The organism is Desulfopila aestuarii DSM 18488 (genome assembly GCF_900143695.1).
Classification (GTDB): Bacteria; Desulfobacterota; Desulfobulbia; order Desulfobulbales; family Desulfocapsaceae; genus Desulfopila; species Desulfopila aestuarii.
The window spans coordinates 163,803-181,070 of record NZ_FRFE01000006.1 but is presented as its reverse complement, the minus strand read 5'-3'; the positions used below and the strand labels follow the sequence as shown (position 1 = coordinate 181,070).

14 protein-coding genes are annotated in these 17,268 nt (G+C 48.9%); 6 read left to right on the top strand and 8 right to left on the bottom strand.

Going from position 1 to position 17,268, the window contains the following annotated elements:
* Positions 1 to 141 precede the first annotated feature (141 nt).
* The 6 genes from obgE (at position 142) to ung (ending at position 6,665) form a co-directional block, all read left to right on the top strand.
* Positions 142 to 1,200 carry a GTPase ObgE gene (gene obgE / locus BUF15_RS08360; RefSeq protein ID WP_073613010.1) on the top strand — a complete coding sequence of 353 codons (1,059 nt, stop codon included), beginning with the start codon at positions 142 to 144 and terminating at the stop codon, positions 1,198 to 1,200.
* A gap of 72 nt (positions 1,201 to 1,272) precedes the next feature.
* Positions 1,273 to 2,430, top strand: a complete 1,158-nt coding sequence (proB, locus tag BUF15_RS08355; protein ID WP_073613009.1) for a glutamate 5-kinase — start codon at positions 1,273 to 1,275, stop codon at positions 2,428 to 2,430.
* Between the two features lie 38 nt (positions 2,431 to 2,468).
* Positions 2,469 to 3,737 (top strand): glutamate-5-semialdehyde dehydrogenase, encoded by a 1,269-nt coding sequence (locus tag BUF15_RS08350; protein WP_073613008.1) that lies wholly within the window; start codon positions 2,469 to 2,471, stop codon positions 3,735 to 3,737.
* On the top strand, positions 3,737 to 4,387 hold the full coding sequence (nadD, locus tag BUF15_RS08345; protein ID WP_073613007.1) for a nicotinate (nicotinamide) nucleotide adenylyltransferase: 651 nt from the start codon (positions 3,737 to 3,739) through the stop codon (positions 4,385 to 4,387). The genes BUF15_RS08350 and nadD overlap by 1 nt, the downstream gene beginning before the upstream one ends.
* Before the next feature lie 380 nt (positions 4,388 to 4,767).
* On the top strand, positions 4,768 to 5,982 hold the full coding sequence (locus BUF15_RS08340) for a chemotaxis protein CheB (protein ID WP_073613006.1): 1,215 nt from the start codon (positions 4,768 to 4,770) through the stop codon (positions 5,980 to 5,982).
* A 17-nt stretch (positions 5,983 to 5,999) separates the two neighbouring features.
* Positions 6,000 to 6,665, top strand: coding sequence for a uracil-DNA glycosylase (ung, locus tag BUF15_RS08335; RefSeq protein ID WP_073613005.1), 666 nt, complete (start codon positions 6,000 to 6,002; stop codon positions 6,663 to 6,665).
* 22 nt (positions 6,666 to 6,687) lie between these two features.
* Here the strand turns inward: ung and BUF15_RS08330 are convergent, their stop codons facing one another.
* From BUF15_RS08330 to BUF15_RS08295, 8 genes are all read right to left on the bottom strand, one after another.
* Complete coding sequence (locus tag BUF15_RS08330) at positions 6,688 to 7,137, bottom strand: CBS domain-containing protein (RefSeq protein WP_073613004.1); 450 nt, start codon at positions 7,135 to 7,137, stop codon at positions 6,688 to 6,690.
* 96 nt (positions 7,138 to 7,233) lie between these two features.
* Positions 7,234 to 8,883, bottom strand: a complete 1,650-nt coding sequence (locus tag BUF15_RS08325) for a bifunctional ADP-dependent NAD(P)H-hydrate dehydratase/NAD(P)H-hydrate epimerase (RefSeq protein ID WP_073613003.1) — start codon at positions 8,881 to 8,883, stop codon at positions 7,234 to 7,236.
* Between the two features lie 273 nt (positions 8,884 to 9,156).
* Positions 9,157 to 10,617, bottom strand: a complete 1,461-nt coding sequence (locus BUF15_RS08320; protein ID WP_073613002.1) for an LptF/LptG family permease — start codon at positions 10,615 to 10,617, stop codon at positions 9,157 to 9,159.
* 72 nt (positions 10,618 to 10,689) lie between these two features.
* Complete coding sequence (locus BUF15_RS08315; RefSeq protein ID WP_073613001.1) at positions 10,690 to 12,069, bottom strand: M23 family metallopeptidase; 1,380 nt, start codon at positions 12,067 to 12,069, stop codon at positions 10,690 to 10,692.
* A gap of 43 nt (positions 12,070 to 12,112) precedes the next feature.
* The gene (locus tag BUF15_RS08310; protein ID WP_073613000.1) at positions 12,113 to 13,645 is read right to left on the bottom strand and encodes an Rne/Rng family ribonuclease; all 1,533 of its coding nucleotides are present in this window, start codon (positions 13,643 to 13,645) and stop codon (positions 12,113 to 12,115) included.
* Between the two features lie 517 nt (positions 13,646 to 14,162).
* Positions 14,163 to 15,647 (bottom strand): ArnT family glycosyltransferase, encoded by a 1,485-nt coding sequence (locus BUF15_RS08305; RefSeq protein WP_073612999.1) that lies wholly within the window; start codon positions 15,645 to 15,647, stop codon positions 14,163 to 14,165.
* Positions 15,644 to 16,288 carry a lipid-A-disaccharide synthase N-terminal domain-containing protein gene (locus BUF15_RS08300; RefSeq protein WP_073612998.1) on the bottom strand — a complete coding sequence of 215 codons (645 nt, stop codon included), beginning with the start codon at positions 16,286 to 16,288 and terminating at the stop codon, positions 15,644 to 15,646. The genes BUF15_RS08305 and BUF15_RS08300 overlap by 4 nt, the downstream gene beginning before the upstream one ends.
* Positions 16,285 to 17,001: a glycosyltransferase family 2 protein gene (locus BUF15_RS08295; RefSeq protein WP_073612997.1), complete on the bottom strand. Its 717-nt coding sequence runs from the start codon at positions 16,999 to 17,001 to the stop codon at positions 16,285 to 16,287. The genes BUF15_RS08300 and BUF15_RS08295 overlap by 4 nt, the downstream gene beginning before the upstream one ends.
* Between the last annotated feature and the right edge of the window lie 267 nt (positions 17,002 to 17,268).

Genomic DNA, 17,268 nt, shown 5'->3' with positions numbered 1-17,268 from the left:
GCACTTCATACCCTGTATGGAGTAGCTCTTCTTTCAGTTTATTTCCCATTTGACGCTGTTCTGAACATCTCTTTTTCGGTAACCACCGTGGTGGTGCAAGTGACCGGATGGAAAGCGCAGGATCGTGTAGCGGGTGTTGGTATGTCTTTTGTTGATGAAGCAAAATTTTTTGTAAAAGCCGGTGACGGTGGTAACGGTTGCGTCAGTTTCAGGCGGGAGAAGTATGTTCCCAAGGGGGGACCTGATGGCGGTGACGGCGGTCGTGGGGGCAGCGTTATCATCCGGGCAACCAACAAGCTGAACTCGTTGATGGATTTCCGCTATCGATCGCATTTTAAAGCTGAACGTGGCACTCATGGCGCCGGTAAAGACTGTTATGGAGCCAAGGGCAAAGACTGCATAGTCGAAGTTCCTGTCGGTTCATTGATAAAAGACAGCGAAAGTGGTGAAGTTTTGATTGATCTTGCCAATGATGGCGACACCTATCTCGCGGCACAGGGTGGTGATGGTGGTCTGGGCAACAGTCATTTTGCCAGTGGGGCCAATCGAACACCACGCTATGCATCAAAAGGATTTCCCGGAGAAGAACGGTGGCTGAGAATAGAACTCAAGCTGCTCGCCGACGTGGGATTGGTGGGGCTCCCCAATGCCGGCAAGTCGACATTGCTGTCAAAACTTTCCGCCGCCAACCCAAAAATTGCAGATTACCCCTTCACCACACTCGAGCCACAGCTCGGAGTATTGCAACATAGTTTCTTTGACCCTTGCATTATAGCTGATATACCCGGTCTCATTGAAGGTGCTCATGAAGGGTTAGGCTTGGGACATAAGTTCCTGCGCCATATAGAACGGACCTCGATTATTCTCCATTTGCTTGATATTTCAGACGATAATTACCGAGAGAACTATTCGATTATCGAAAATGAACTGCATTCCTATAAAGAGGAGCTTGCTGACAGGACCCGTTTTATCGTGTTGAACAAAATTGACTTGGTCGATCCCGATATGGTGAAAGAAATACAGCACGAATTTGCTGCAGATGGTTTGAAAACAATAGGTATTTCAGCCGAGACCGGCCAAGGGATAGAAGCGTTGAAGGAAGTTGTCATGGAGGTCCTGGAAGACGCGAAAACGAAAAAACTTAATGCCCCATCTGAGGTTTCTGAAGATGAGGCTGAAAAGGGCGAGCAAGAGGAGTAGTGCCGTCCGTTGAAGGCGGAGATCGGTGGGGGCGTCGTAGCACTATAGAGGCATGAGTATCGATAGGTTATTATGACCAGACAGATTGACCAGGAAGAGGGGCTCTACTATCGTCAGACCCTTTTTGACAAGGCAAGGCGAGTCGTCATCAAGGTCGGCAGCGCTATTCTTACCACCGAGCAGGGCATGAACCTTGAGGTGATAGAAAACCTCGCCAGAGATATCGTATTTTTGCACAACACCGGGCGAGAGGTTATCCTTGTCAGTTCGGGTGCGGTTGCTGCAGGCAGGAAAAAAATCGGCTATGTCCCAAAAGGCGAAGTCGGAATGCGCGATAAGCAGGCCCTGGCTGCCATTGGCCAATCGGTTCTCATGCACATTTATGATGAGACCTTTGGTCGTCACAACACCAAAATTGCCCAAGTACTGCTCACTCACTCAGACCTGTCCCGGCGTGACAGATACCTCAATGTCCGAAACACCCTCAACACCCTGTTCGAATTCGGGGTTGTGCCCATTATTAATGAAAATGACACGGTTTCGATAGAGGAGTTGCGTTTCGGGGATAACGATACCCTTGGGGCTCTAGTTGCCAATCTCATTGAGGCCGATATGTTTATTTGTCTCACCGATGTGGTCGGTCTGTATAATGGCAACCCCCACACTGATCCTGATGCCAGACCAATCTACACCGTCACCGAAGTGACACCGGAGATAGAGGCCATGGCAGGAAATGTCAAAAGCGCCCTCGGTACCGGTGGCATGCAGAGTAAGATCAGGGCCGCCAAGATGGTGGCGGAAGGTGGAGGCTGTTCCTTTATTGGTCCTGGCCGAATGAATAATATTCTCCAGCAGCTCTTCTCCGGTGAGATGGTCGGTACCTTCTTTTTGCCAAAAACAACGAGAATGCCCAGTCGTAAACACTGGATCAGCTATGTCCTTAAACCTAAAGGGCGGCTGGTGCTCGATGGCGGGGCCTGTGTGGCACTTACCCAAAAAGGAAAGAGCCTGTTGCCGTCCGGTATTCTCGAGGTGCATGGCACTTTCGGAGCAGGAGATGCCGTAGAATGCAGTGATCAGACAGGCTGTGTTATTGCGGTTGGACTCATAAATTACAGTTCAAGTGATGTCGGCAAAATCAAGGGCCGCAAGACTGGAGAGATTGCGGCTATCATCGGCTTCAAGGATGATGACGAAGTGATGCACCGCGACAATCTTGTGCTGAAATAAGTATTGGGAATTTAGATCTGGGAAAGAGGAGTGAGACAATGACAGAAGCTGCAAATCTCGAAAAAATTGTAATCGCTATGGCTCAAGATGCTTGCGACGCAGCCGCTGGTTTGCTGACACTGTCACGGGCTGAGAAAGACCGTGCTCTTCTGAGAGTAGCCGAGCTTCTTGACCGTCGCCGGGTAACGATTCAGGCTGAAAACAAGAAAGATCTTGAGGCTGGCAGAGCAAAAGGCCTTTCGTTGGCGATGCTCGATCGGCTGGAACTCTCTGACAAGGTGATTGACTCCATGATCAGTGGCTTGCACGAAGTGTGTGGGCTTGCCGATCCAGTTGGTGCTGTAGAAAATCTCTCGTTGCGACCCAATGGCTTACAGGTTGGACGCATGCGGGTTCCGCTTGGGGTTATCGCCATGATCTATGAATCACGGCCCAATGTGACGATCGATGCTGCAGCTCTTTGCTTAAAGACCGGTAATGCTGTGATTCTCCGGGGAGGATCCGAGGCCATTCATTCAAATATCGCCTTAGCTGGACTGTTGCAGGATGCTCTTGCCGATGTAGGTATACATGAGAAGGCGGTTCAGGTTGTTCCAGTTACTGACCGTAAGGCTGTACATATTCTCCTACAACAGGATGAATATATCGACCTTGTGATTCCCCGTGGCGGTGAGGGGCTGATCAGGTCGGTCAGTGAATCTTCACGTATCCCGGTGCTCAAACACTATAAAGGGGTGTGCCATATCTACGTGGACAATGATGCGGACCTCGCAAAAGCGACGCCTATTATCCTCAACGCCAAGACCCAGAGACCTGGGGTTTGCAATGCCCTTGAAGGAGTGTTGGTCCATCAAGCGGTGGCAGAAAAATATGTACCTGAATTAGTAAAGGCACTGACCGAGGCCGGAGTTGAAGTGCGAGGCTGCGAAAAGAGCGTGGCTTTAAACCCACTGGTCAAGGCTGCAACCAATGAGGACTGGGGGCGGGAATTTCTCGATCTTGTACTGGTGTTGAAGGTTGTTGATGGCATGGGGGAGGCGATGGCCTATATCCGCAGATATGGTTCGCAACATACTGAAGTGATACTTACTGAAAACTACACGAAGGCCAGGAAATTTGTTGCTCAGGTTGATGCCTCTGCGGTCATGGTTAATGCGTCAACCCGGTTCAATGACGGTGGCCAACTCGGCCTGGGGACAGAGATCGGGATCAGTACTACCAAACTCCATGCCTACGGCCCAATGGGGCTTGAGGAGCTGACCACGAGGAAGTTCGTGGTCTTTGGTGAGGGGCAGGTCCGCGACTGATGATGCGGATCGGTCTGCTTGGCGGCACGTTTGACCCGGTCCACGATGGCCATCTGCAACTGGCTCTTGCCGCCAAGAACGAACTCTCTCTTGATAATGTACTGTTAATTCCGGCAGCAAGTCCTCCTCATAAATGCAATAGAGAAGTGACCAGTTTTCACCATCGCCGGGAGATGCTGCTGCTGGCACTTGTCGGCACGCGAGGGCTGACCCCCTGTTTTATCGAGGGCGAGTTGCCGACTCCCTCATATACCATTGATACCATAAGGATTCTACAAAAACAGGATGACACGCCAGTGGAATATTTTTTTATCATTGGAGTGGATGCCTTTGCAGATCTTCTGACCTGGAAAGAGTATGAAGAACTGCTGCGACGGGTGAGGCTCATTGTTGCCAGGCGGAAAGGTTTTTCTGCTCTGGATAAGCTGGATGAAATAGCGGTAACTCTTGATTATGAGCAGCTCCCGGATCTGTGGCGGAGTCGTTCCGGGTTCAAGGATATCCTTTTTCTTCGTTCGCAGCCGCGACAGATCTCTTCCTCTCTGGTTCGTCGACTATTGACTTCCGGGGTTGCCTGTGTCCCCGGGGTGCGCCAAGAAGTGGTCGATTACGCGATGCACCACCATCTGTATATTGCTGAATCGAGCTGAGTTGTTTGTCTATTCAGGTGCAGCGTCGCTCTTTAATCTGTAGAGCTACCATTTTCCTTTTCCTTAACGCATTTCAATCTTTTCGTTTCTCGTCTTCACTCGCTTGGTGTGGTACTATATTTATGATTTGTCGTAATGCTGGCGGTTGCTCGCTATAAGCCTGGCTTAGGATACTTTTTTGCGTTTTTTTCCGATAAATAGATGCATGATTAGCGTTTTTCTTATATAAATCTATATGTTGCCGTGATAAGGTTGTTCGCGTGCACAGAAAATATAAATACGTTGCAGGCACTTACGCCAGGCGAGCAGGGACCGGACAGGCTGGTCGCTTTCGTGGTTGATCACAATTGCCATGTTTACACTTACTGATGGTTGAGGCTATGGCTGTCGCCAAAACATCTTCGAATAAAGGTGCCATACCTGTTCTCGTCGCAGACGATTCGATCGTTTTCCGACGATATCTTCGTGATATACTTGCTGACTTCGAAACCATTACCATAGGTGGTGAGGCGAAGAACGGTATTGAGGCGTTGGATATGGTATTGAAAGTTCGTCCAAAAGTTATCCTGATGGACATGGAGATGCCGCTGATGGATGGTATGACCGCCCTCCAGCATCTTATGATTCACTGCCCGACCCCAACTATCATGTTTTCCAGTCTGACCAGTGAAGGAACGTTTCGTGCCTTTGATGCTCTCAAGAATGGAGCAGTTGATTTTATAAGTAAGGACCTGCTGTTCGATGAAAGCCGTCAGGACGTTTTTAAAAAGATGCTCTTTGCCAGAATCTCGAGTGCGGCAAAGATGAAGGTTCATTCCATTGAGCCTGTGTTTGACATGTCGAAGATGCAGGACGATATGCCCAAGGACGAGCCGGTTACCCGCGTCATTTTCTGTGAGGAGTGTGGGGCCAGAAATATCGTTGAAGGGATTGGTGCTGCCTATTGCAGTCAGTGTGGTGACGTATTAGTTGAGTATCATGATGTGGAGATTTTCAGAAGAAATACCCACGTGACCATTTTCGGCGGCGGCGAAGACAGCTGCCGAAATCTGCTCAATATAATCCCGAGGCTTGGTAGCGAACAGGGTGGCTCGACTATTGTCGTTATCAAGGCGGATAGCGTACATGTCGATACCCTCACGGAATATCTTGACGCAATCAGTCCCTTGAAAATTCTGCGCGCCAGGGAAGGTATGAGTCTTGATAGCGGCTATTGCTATGTCGCATCCACACAAGACCAGATTTGCCTGCAGCAGTTCAGCACCCAGCAGACCCTTGGCAAGGTGAAGCAATCGTTAGACGGGATGGGCTCTATTGATATGGCAATGGCCTCGGTCGCTGCAGCATTTAAACGAAAATGTGCAGGTGTGCTGCTTTCCGGGAATGAGCTGGATGGTGTCCGTGGCGCGGCCGATATAGCCGCAAATGGCGGTGAGGTGCTGGTGCTGAATCCCGATGAGTGTTTGTCACCTCGACTGATTGGGGCAGCAATTGAGAAGATCAAGGGTGTTCGCATCGCAACTGATGAAAATGAACTTGCCAGGATGTTGATGGAGTTTTGTCGTCAGGCAAGAACCGGCGACCCTATTTTTTGATATCCGGCGAGTCCAATATGCTGTGGGAAGAACAGGTGCCGATGTTGCGGCAGGGAGTGCACAAAGAGTTGTTAAACAAGGCGTTTGGACCCGCCTCTATGGGGCGAAAAGTCTACCCGCCGCGAGAGCTGGTTTTCCAGGCGATGCGTATCACCGCCTTTGACCTGGTGAAAGTAGTGATCATCGGCCAGGATCCGTATTTTAACGAACATCGAGATGTCGGCCCGGAGGCGCACGGCCTGTGTTTTTCGGTGCGGGAAGGGGTGCCTATGCCGCCCTCCTTGCGCAATATTTTCCAGGAAATCAATACTACTATCTATCGGGGCAAACCGGGCAGGACTAAAACCGACCTGACGGACTGGGCTGAGCAGGGCGTATTGCTGATCAATGCCAGTCTTACAGTTATTGCCGGACAACCGAATTCTCACGCCAGCCTGGGTTGGCATGAATTGACCGATAACATCATTGAAGCTGTATCAGAGCAACGGGAGCATGTGGTGTTTATGCTTTGGGGAGCCTTTGCCCAGAAAAAAGAACGACTGATCGATGCAAACAAACATCTCATCTTAAAAACCAGCCACCCCTCGCCACTGTCAGCGCATCGCGGCTTTCTCGGTTCTGGCATTTTTGTCCGCTGTAACGAATACCTCGTAAAACACCAGATCGAGCCAGTCGTCTGGTAGCACGATCATTTTGTTCGTCCGGTTAGCTGATAATAGTCCGGATGATGTCCTTTTTGCCGATCACCCCCACCAATTTCCCGTCCTCAAGTACCGGCAGCGTGTGAATTGACTTTTCCGACATGATGGTGGCCAACTCGTCGAGCGGTGTTGTGACTGTTACAGTGATAGGGTCAGAGGTGTAGATATCTGCCACTGTCGATCCGGCAATCTTTTGGATTTCCTTTTCCATCCGGTCAGGACTCTCCAGATAAATGAATGAATCAAGGATGGAGACCACTGTCGGAATATGGATTCTCTTATTCTGATCGATAAGATCGCTTTCGGTAACTACACCGATGAGCATACCATCTTCGTTGACCACCGGGACGCCGCTGATATTGTTTTCCGTAAGGATCCTGGCAAGGTCCTTAACACTGGAGGCGGCTGTTACGGTGATAACCTTACGAGTCATGATGTCAGCAGCAGTTTTCATAATTCATCCTTGTGGCGGCAGAAAAGTTTTAAAACCGCAATTCCATAAGTTGACATAATGTTCATGCGAGATACGGGGCAAACAGATCGTTTTGGCTTATTCATTGTCCGGATCTGTGCTCCGCCTGTTACGACTGAAACGATCATCTCTGGCGAGCAGTGTCTTTAATGTGGCAGGCACCGCATCTGCGACTTCACTTGCAGTATATCCAACCCTCACATTCCGGTAAAGGCTGTCTGCAGCGGCACCGTGGAGATACACCCCTGCCGCCGCAGCTTCAAAGGGTTCGCAGCCTTGGCAGAGCAGGCTGCCGATAATTCCGCTGAGAACATCGCCCATGCCGCCAGTCGCCATTCCAGGGTTGCCGGAAGTGTTGATCATGAGGCGTCGACCGGGTTGACAGACAATGGTGCCGGCTCCCTTGAGGATAATAATATGTTTTGAGCCACTGCTATTAAACCTTGCACAAGCTTGTCTGGCGGCTTCAAGCCTGTTTTCCTGAATTTCTGTTGTCGACCAGCCCAGTAATCTGCTCAATTCTCCAGGGTGAGGGGTGAAAATTCGTAACCCTTCAGCTTTCTGGATATCTTTGGGATTCAATGCAAGAATATTTAATGCATCTGCATCGACAACCAACGGAATCGGCAGTTTGTGGTAGAGTTTTCTGGTGAAGTCGGCTGTCTCTGTATCTGTTCCTATACCAGGTCCTATAACAGCAGCCTGTTTACCTTCTGCAAGCTTGAGTGCCGTGTCTGCGTCAGCGGCCGTGAACATGTAATCTGATTTGGGCAGAGGGATAGTCATCGCCTCCCATAGACTGGATTCCATGATACTATTCAACGCATGGGGAATGAGAAGGCTTACCAGTCCTCCGCCACTGCGAAGAGCCCCACGGGCGGAGAGTATGGCCGCACCGGTTTTTCCAGTTGAGCCGGCGGCAATTAGCAGATGACCGTGATCACCCTTGTGGGAGGAGTGTTTACGCCTAAGAACCGGAGTGAGGTGCTCGATAAGACCCTGATCGAGGAGTTCACAGGAGATTGAAATGCGTTCCTGGGCCTCAAGAGGAATACCAATTTCTATCACCTCGAGTTTGCCGGTGAGTTCACGACTGTCGTGGAGATAGTGGCCAGGTTTGGCGAGTCCATAGGTGGCGGTGAAATCAGCTTTCAGGCAGATACCCATGCTCTTACCGGTATCCGCGTCCATGCCGGATGGACAGTCAACAGCGACTACCGGGACACCGTGGGCAAAATTGCGACGGTTGACGGTTTCAATGGCAGCGGCGAAATGCCCTTCTACTTCACGCTTCAATCCAATGCCGAAGATGGCATCGACAATGGCGTAGCATGGGAGTCCCTGTGATTCGATTTGCTTGAAGAGGACAGGGACTGTCGAGACCCGAACCTCAGAATCGATTACGTGGAATGGCAACTTCAGGTTTTTGATAATGTTCATGTTGACTGCTGCGTCGCCCGTCAGTTTGTCAGGATGAACAAGAAGGAAAAAGAAGGGACGGCACCCTAACTGGTAGAGATGTCTGCCGATCACCAAACCATCTCCTCCATTGTTGCCTGGACCGACAAGGATGCAGGCAAAGGTGTTTATGCAGGGACCGAGTTGCCGCTCCATCATTCTGACAGTCCCGCTTCCGGCATTTTCCATTAATACGACACCCGGGATGCCGAAATCCTTAATTGCGCATCTGTCTAGTGCCTGCATTTCCTGAGCTGTAGGCAGCTTCATGGTATCTCCTTTGGACGCGTGAAAAGAAAATTCCTTTTTCTAGAATACTACTAAGGTAATGCATTCGTAAAGAAAACCCAGTCCGAATAGATCATTAACGATTTTTTTGAACTGGAAAGAACAGTTTATTTAGTGCCCTGATATTATTTGAATAGGGAAAAACCGTAAAACGAAACAAACAATATATGTTAATGGCAAAAAGGATAAGCTGCATGAAATGGTTTTCATGGCTGTAGTCTTAATGCAAAAGAAACGCCTCGATGGAGGCGGGACCTACACACCTTCAGTCTTTTTGCTTGTCCTTCGCAATTGATCAACCAACGTGATGCAATAGTCACATGGCTGAAAACCGGACTCCTGTGCCTCTTTGATAGAGTCGAATATTACTGTAGCGGTTGTACTGTCGCTTTTCTGACAATTTGGAAGGTGAAATAGATTTTTTACAGGATCGGCCACGACGTGTTGTTGGGCTTGATCGTCCGAAGCGGATGGTTTTGCTGGTATCATGCGACGGGACACAGCTTTGGAAATTGATGCATACAGCAGTCCGATTTTTTGAAATAGTGGGGCAAATACTACCAGGTGTGTGCGGCGGGCAAACTCGTGAAAAAATTCCGGAAGGATCGGCTGCTCTTCTGCGACCCGACGGATTGAGTAGATCGCGCCGATGAGAAACATGGTATTGGGCAACCACATTAAGAGTAAAATGGAACCAGCACCTTCTTCGGCCATATTTTTGAAAGTGCTAAAGAGAACGTAATAGAGAATGAATGTGGCAAGGCCAAGAGGAATGCCGATAGCTTTTTTTCCAGGTCCGGCGAGGAGGCCAAGTGGTAAGCCCAGAAGTGACATAATCAGGCAGCCAAACGGCAGGACAAGACGCTTGTGGAATTCGACAAGCATATTCCTGCCTTTTTCGGTATTAGGCCCATATTTTTGGGTGGCAACAAGCAGTTCTGAGAGGGTGTAGGTGTTTTTCTCGTTGACTTTGGCCCTGGCAGGTAGTTGCAGTGGTATGTTGATAACGTATTTTTCGAAATTGACAATTTGGGCATTGGGGCCGTCTGGTCGATGCAGGCTACCGTTTCGCAGCAGGATTGTGACGTTCATTTGACGTATATCACTGACCATGCTTCCTGACGATGCCATGGTAACGGCAGGTGTTTTTTGGCCGCGCATATCTGAAACCCAGACATTTTTCCACTCGCCGGTGGCACGGTCTATTTCACCCACGTGGACGACCAGATCGCCGAGTGCTTCCGTAAATTGGCCTTCTCTGATCCCCCTGTCCATTTTCTCCTTGAGCAGCTGATAGGTGAGCTGTTTCAAAGATGTTTCGCTCTTGGCGATGAGTGAGATTGAGACGTAGGAGGTGGCAATGGCAATTGTAAAGGCGACGATAATCACAGAAGGAAGGATCTGGTAGATACTGATACCGCCTGCCTTTAAAGCAAGTATCTCTGTGTCGTTCGAGAGACGGGAAAAACAGATGATAGTGCCCATCATTGCTGCCATTGGAACGGTGTAGAGCAGCATGTTTGGCAGCATATAGGAAAAAAGCCTGATAAAATCTGCAAATCCAATCCCAAAATCGAGGGCAAAATTGAGAAAGGGGATGAGCTTGACCAGGAAAAAAACCCCGTTCATGATCAGAAAAGCGGCAAAGAACGGGGCTAGCATCTCAGTTGCGAGATAGCTATAGAGGATAAGGGGACTGCGTGAAAATACGTTCATATAAAACGAGGCTCGAAGGTGGGGCCGGTAGCTGATGGCTTAGTCAGGCAGATTGTATAGTATCTGCCTGAATCACTTTGCGTTCAAGGCGGCCAGAGGTCGTTCAATCGTCACCTCAATCCAGTGGGGATCCCACCATTCGAGCGGTGTGGTGAACACGCCGTTGACCAGCATGGAAAAGTGCAGATGATCGCCCCCGGCCATGCCGGAGGTGCCGGACAGGCCGAGAGTGTCGTTGATCGTCACCATATCTCCCACTTTTACATTGATCTGGCTAAGATGGGAATAGAGGCTGAAAACTCCCTGCCCGTGATCGATCATTACCATATTCCCATAGATTCCAAGGTAATCGGCATAAACTACTTTTCCCTTATTGGCGGCGGTGACATTTGCCTGTTGGGTCGAGGCGATATCCATACCGAGATGGACCTGCTTGTCGATTGGCTGATCGTTATAGTAATAGGTGCGGTGATCTGCAAAACCTGCACGATTACTTCCGGGCATACGATGGAAGCGGCCTTCCCAGTACCGTTCATCGGCTGAGCTACTGCACAGTTCCTCTATCTTCTTATTATTTTTGTCGCGGACCGTCGAGTTGGAGTACAAATATTTTTCCACGGAATTTCCTGACATCTCGGGATAGTGCTGCTCGAATTCAGGGATTTTGGCGTTTAGAAAACCGTCGGTAATGTTAATTCTGTCGTGTTTCTGTTGTACTTTCTTGAAGTTGGTGGAAAAGGGCAGCATGGAGCTGTTGCCGGCAACATCCGTTGCCTGTATATACGATTCTGTTAAACTTTCAGCATCAAATGGCAGTGCAAAATAGGCAATATAGCTGTCATGATGGTTCCCACCCAGAGGGTGGCCTGGATTGAATCGGCCGTTAATCATTACTCCATGGCTGCTTTTGACATCATCCACCGCGTAGACCACAATGCCGGCTCCTCCTGGGGAGATATACTGCTCACTGTGCAGAATTTTTATGACAGGCGGTTTGGTGTCGAGGGTGACGTTGATTATGGTCGTTGCGGAATTTCCCTTTAAAAATCCCATCATGGAATAGTCACGAGCAGTGACGGTGATGCTGACCGGTCCCTCGGTAAAACCAAGTTTGTTGGCATCAAAAGTTACTGTCTGTCGGTCGCTCAGCGGACCGATCTGGCCTGTGTAGCCAGTTCGTGGATTGGTTACGTTGTAGAGTTCTTTAGTAACGGTACCCTGAGTGACGTTAACTGTAACCTGGCGAAGGCCACTCCCTGTATCGGTGACCTCAATTTCAAGGGGCTGCGTCTTGCCTATAAATTGAGAAATTTTGGAAACGTTAATGACAGGCTTGCTTCTTTCAAAGAAGAGAAAAAAGCCGGTAGCAACGAGACCGATAAGGATCAGTAGGAAAAGTTTGGATAAGAGATTGCCGAACGAAAATGATCTGCGTCTTCTGGAGAGTGTCATATCTGCAGTTTAACAATAAAAGAGCGGCAGCGGACCGAGAAGGCTATCGCTGCCAGATGATTTCGTATTTTTCTATATGCATGTCTTTGGCAGGCGCAATGACCATGCGTTTGCCTGTATCATGCTCGAGCTGGGCCATTGTCAGCTCTTCTTCCTTCGAGAGCATATCGGCGATGCGGGGATGCACTCTGAGGGTCACCGTATTGCCGCCTGCGGCTTGGGCGTTACGATGGATGTTACGAAAAATTTCGTAGCAGATGGTACGACGGGATTTGAGCATTCCTTCCCCTACACAGTAATGGCAGGGTTCACACATGAGCTGATACAGACTTTCACTGTTACGTTTCCTGGTCATCTGGACAAGGCCGAACTCAGAAAGCTTCAGGATGTTGATGCGGCTCTTATCTTTTTTGACAGCAGCTTTGAAGGTTGCAAAAAGCTCTTCGCGGTGGTTCTCATCTTCCATGTCAATGAAATCGATAATGATGATCCCGCCGATATTCCGCAGACGAAGCTGATAGGCAATCTCAACGGCAGCTTCCATGTTGGTCTTGAAAATGGTTTCGTTGAGATTGTTTTTGCCGACGAAGCGGCCGGTGTTGACATCGATGACCGATAGCGCCTCGGTGCTTTCGATGATGATGTAACCGCCTGACCTGAGCCAGACCTTTTTCTCTATTGCCCTGTTTATTTCAACCTCAATACCGTGGGCTTCAAAGAGGGGGAGATCGCCACGGTACAGGGATAACTTGCTTTGTAGTTCAGGGGCAAAGGTTTTGACGAATTTTTCAATCTTGCGAAAGGATTTTTCTTCATCAATGGTCAGGCGGTCTACGTCTGCGGTGAAAAGATCACGAACGGACCTAAGAGTAATATCCAAGTCTTCGTAAACAAGCGCCGGAACAGGAACGCCTTTTTCAAGGTCCTGGATTTCCTCCCAGAGATGAAGGAGGAACTCCATGTCGGCTTCAAGTTCTTCTAAACGGGCATTTTCCGCTACTGTGCGAACGATGAAGCCAGCTCCTTTAGGCCGGATTGATTCGATCTTCTCCTTCAGCCGGTTGCGTATCTCCTCATCCTCTATTTTCCTGGAAACACCAATATGATCGGTGAGAGGGATATAGACAAGGTTGCGACAGGGCAGAGTGATGTGGCAGGTAAGCCGGGCTCCTTTGGTTCCAATCGGGTCTTTGCTGACCTGGACAAGAATATTCTGCCCTTCTTTAAGCAAATCCTCGATTTGGAAGTTGTGGTTGCGGCGGGAAACCTTTTCATTGATCTCTTTTTCAGGATCACAGGAGTGAACCGGTGGGGATGCCTCTATGGTGTCAACGTCCGGGAGAGATTCCTCAATATAAATGTCGTCTACATAGAGAAAACCTGTACGCTCCAGGCCAATATCCACAAAGGCTGCCTGCATACCTGGCAGGACGCGGACAACCTTTCCCTTGTATATGTTGCCCATGAGCCCTTTTTCAGTGGGGCGCTGAAGATGGTACTCGCTGAGTACGCCATTCTCTACAAGCGCCAGGCGCACTTCATAGCTCCTGGAATTAATAAGAATTTCAGTGGTCATGTTATCTTAAGTAAAACAAATATATGGTGGACTTGTAAGGAAGTCCGAAACCTGTGAAAAATCATATCAATGCAGCAGGATATCACGATTGATGCTGGTTGTCGTGATGAAGTTTGTTTAACCTGCAGAGTATCATTGAAAAAACGATAAAAGTCGATAACTCTTCCCGGTAAGACGTGAGATTACCACATGCGTCGTTTTCTTTCTGGAATTGTTTATGATGATGCCATGGCCTGTGTGTTCCAGAATATGGGGAAGAATGAACTGTCGAAACATTTAATATACAGTAACCATAGGTGAAAAAGCCATACGTAATAATGAATTTCGCCAATAATGTTATTGGAAAGCATCTTCGGGGTTTGGTGACTTTACCGTGGATGGGCCTGGCTTGGCTGGAAGTTGGTCTTGCTGAATACGGCTCCGGCACTACCAGTTTTCGGAACGTTGAGGAATGACAATGAATGAGAAAGAGCGTGATATTTTTTAAAAGCCAATGCTGGCGAGCAATTCCTGCGAGCTATGGCTTCTCAGTCGGTAAATCGAATATCAACGCTCCCAGTGTGATAGTGCTCTTTGTGGCATACAGATAGGGATGTTCGAAATATTGGGCCTGACTCGTTGTTAAATCCAGATTGTATTTCTCCAGGAAAAAGGTCGTCAATTCTTTTGGTGGTTGTTTGGTGCGGTTTGCCAACCAGATAATAGCTGCCTTAGTGGGTGTAGCACCATTTTTTTCAAAGTTATAACCGGGAATTATGGCAGTGCTGTCAGGAAAGGCAAAACTGAAATTGCCGGCGAGAAACCTGTCGTCACTCACGATCAGGCCATGAGTAAAGCCTGAACGGGCGATATCGTTGGCAAAGGAAGAAATAGGATAGTTAAGGCGGCAGAATTTGTCCATTTTTTCTGCAGCAACGGCGCGTAATGTAAAGGCCAGATAGATAGTCAGGGCGGCGGTGCCGACAATGGTGGAATACATCTTAAATCGACGGGTTGTCAGTTCCGTCTCTGCCAGCCTGGAGAAAAGAAAGATGGGGAAGGCAAAAAGTAGAGGCTGCAGCCATCTGTCTTTCACATAGGTGACCTGGAAGAGTAGCACCGTCAGTAAAACTGTAATAAAAACGATTATGATATAGCGGCCAATGAAACGCTGATGAAAATCATGAATGTCTTTCCTGCGATTTTGGAAAATTGTCGGGAAAATGGCCAAAAAAATCACAAGGAGCGGAGCGAGAAAGAGGAAGCTGCTGCGGACCAGACTGAGAGGCCCGAGGAGGTAAAACTGTTCACGACCCTGTTTGAACTTATGGGTAGTGGAAAAAAGAATTTCCTGATGATTGTACATCCACACCAGGTATGGGCTGGTCAAAAGAAGGGTCACTGCCAGCGTCAACAAACTTTTCCGGGAGAACACGACCTTCCTTCCTTCAGGAAAGGTGGCAAGTGTAATCGACAAAATAGCAGCAAATAGCAGGAAATTGGTCTTCGCGAGAATGCCGACGGAGAAGATGATACCGAGAAAGATATACTGCAACCAGCTATTGCGCTGAAGTAGCTTTAATCCCTGCCAGAGCGCAGCTGACGAAGCGCAAACCACGAGCAGGGTGTGGGTCATATCTCGTTGCGATTCCCATCCGATCTGAGGGATGAGCAGGATTGAGGCTGTGGCAAGAATGGCAGACCGATTGTTTTTCAGAATTATCTGAGCTGCCAGGAAGACAAAGAAGTACGTGAGAAAGAGCAGAAGATTTTTCAAGACACTGACAGCCAGAACGTTCCTACCTATAAGTTGAAACAGACCATGCTGTAGCCAGGTGTAAAGGGGCGGTTGTTCGGTGTAGCCGGGCAGCAGCCACTGTGCCAACATTGCTTGTTCGGCTTCGTCGTAATCCAGGGAATTGGAGATAACGACCCTCAGCACTATATGCAGTCCAAAGTAGAGGGCGAGGATGATGAGAAAGATGAAAGCTTGTCTTTTCTGGTTTTCTGTTGCCCTTGTCACTGGTCAGCTTCTCCGGAGATTCTGGCTTGTCGGCGGAGCAGAAGGATATTCCGTGCATAGACGACGCAGCCGAACAACTGACCGATAAAGAGCACAGGATCTCTGCGAATAACTGCATAACTGAGTACCATCAGGGAACCGCTGATACTGAGCAGCCAGAAACCAAGTGGCAGGATCGATTCATGCTTCTTTTCGGCGACAAGGAGCTGATAGATAAACCGGAAGGTGAACACGCACTGGCCCAACAAACCCCAGACCATGAGGGCTGTGGAGATATCGGGATTGTTTAATACCGTATAGAGATTATTACCGGAACCGCAGGCGAGCCAAATGGCGGCAAAGAGTGGGAAGATAATCGCCATGATACGAAGAGGCCAGGGGATGGTTTTCCAGTGACCATGAAAATGGAGATTGCGGATGTAAATGGCGTAGGTGATTGACTGACTGAGGATGATAGCCAGATCGTCACGCATAATTCCATAAACCATCAGCAGAAAAGAGGCGAAAACACTCAACTGCCAGAAGATGAGCGGCGACAGGGTGCGTCCGGCCTTCTCGGAAAGGATCCATTGGGTCAGGAGCCGGGCTGAGAAAAGGATCTGGGCGGAAAAGCCGATTCCGTAAACGAGATAATGATTCATCTATTCCTCTCCGCCACACGATAGCGGATATAACGACTCCGCATCCAGCGGAAAGCGAGTGTATCAAAGAACGGGCCAATGAGGCGGTTCAGCAGATGGTATTTGCTGGTGCCGGCATGACGTGGATAATGGGTGATAGGGACCTGTTTGACTTGCCCCCCCTGTAATTGCACAAGCGCCGGCATAAAACGGTGCATGCCGGTGAAAAACGGCATCTTCCGGGCATACTCGGTCTTCATGATTTTTAAAGGACAGCAGGTGTCGGTGATGCCATCATTGATCATGAATCTGCGATAGGCGTTGGCAAATTTGGAGCTGAGCTTTTTGACAATGCTGTCCTGGCGTTTGCTTCTGATGCCGTTGACCATGTCGTATTCCGGAAAATACGGCAGGTATAGCTGAAAATCTGATGGATGGGTCTGCAGATCGGCATCGATATAGCCAACGAGTGAGGTGGTGCAATGATCAAATCCTGCCTTAATGGCAGCCGAGAGACCATAATTTCGGTCAAACGAGATGTAATCATAGGCGGGAGAATTTGCACATTTCTCCTTGATCATGGCAAGGCTGGTATCACGCGAGCCGTCATTGACCAGCAGTCCCTTGAGTGGCATTTCCGAGGTGGAAATGAGCCGGTCAAATTCCTCAAAGAAAGCAGGAAGGCTCTCTTCTTCGTTGTAGACGGGTATGATGACTGTCAGTTCTTCGTTCATCTATTGGCCTGCTGTTTTTTTTGGGGCTACTGGTGGAAAAAATGCAGGTGGTGACTTTGTCGCGAAGTTCGCCAGAATGCATGATACACAGTCAGGACCCAGGAGTAACGACAGTTGCGTTGTGGCTGGGCTCTTTGTCTCTCTGTGTTGCCAGAAAAACCTTATATTAATACCAGATCTCATGACTGATCTCAAGAAGGAGTTTTTGCCAGGGCCGGTACGGCCTTTGGCAACGACGACATTATCGCTTTTTAGAGAATAAAGAGA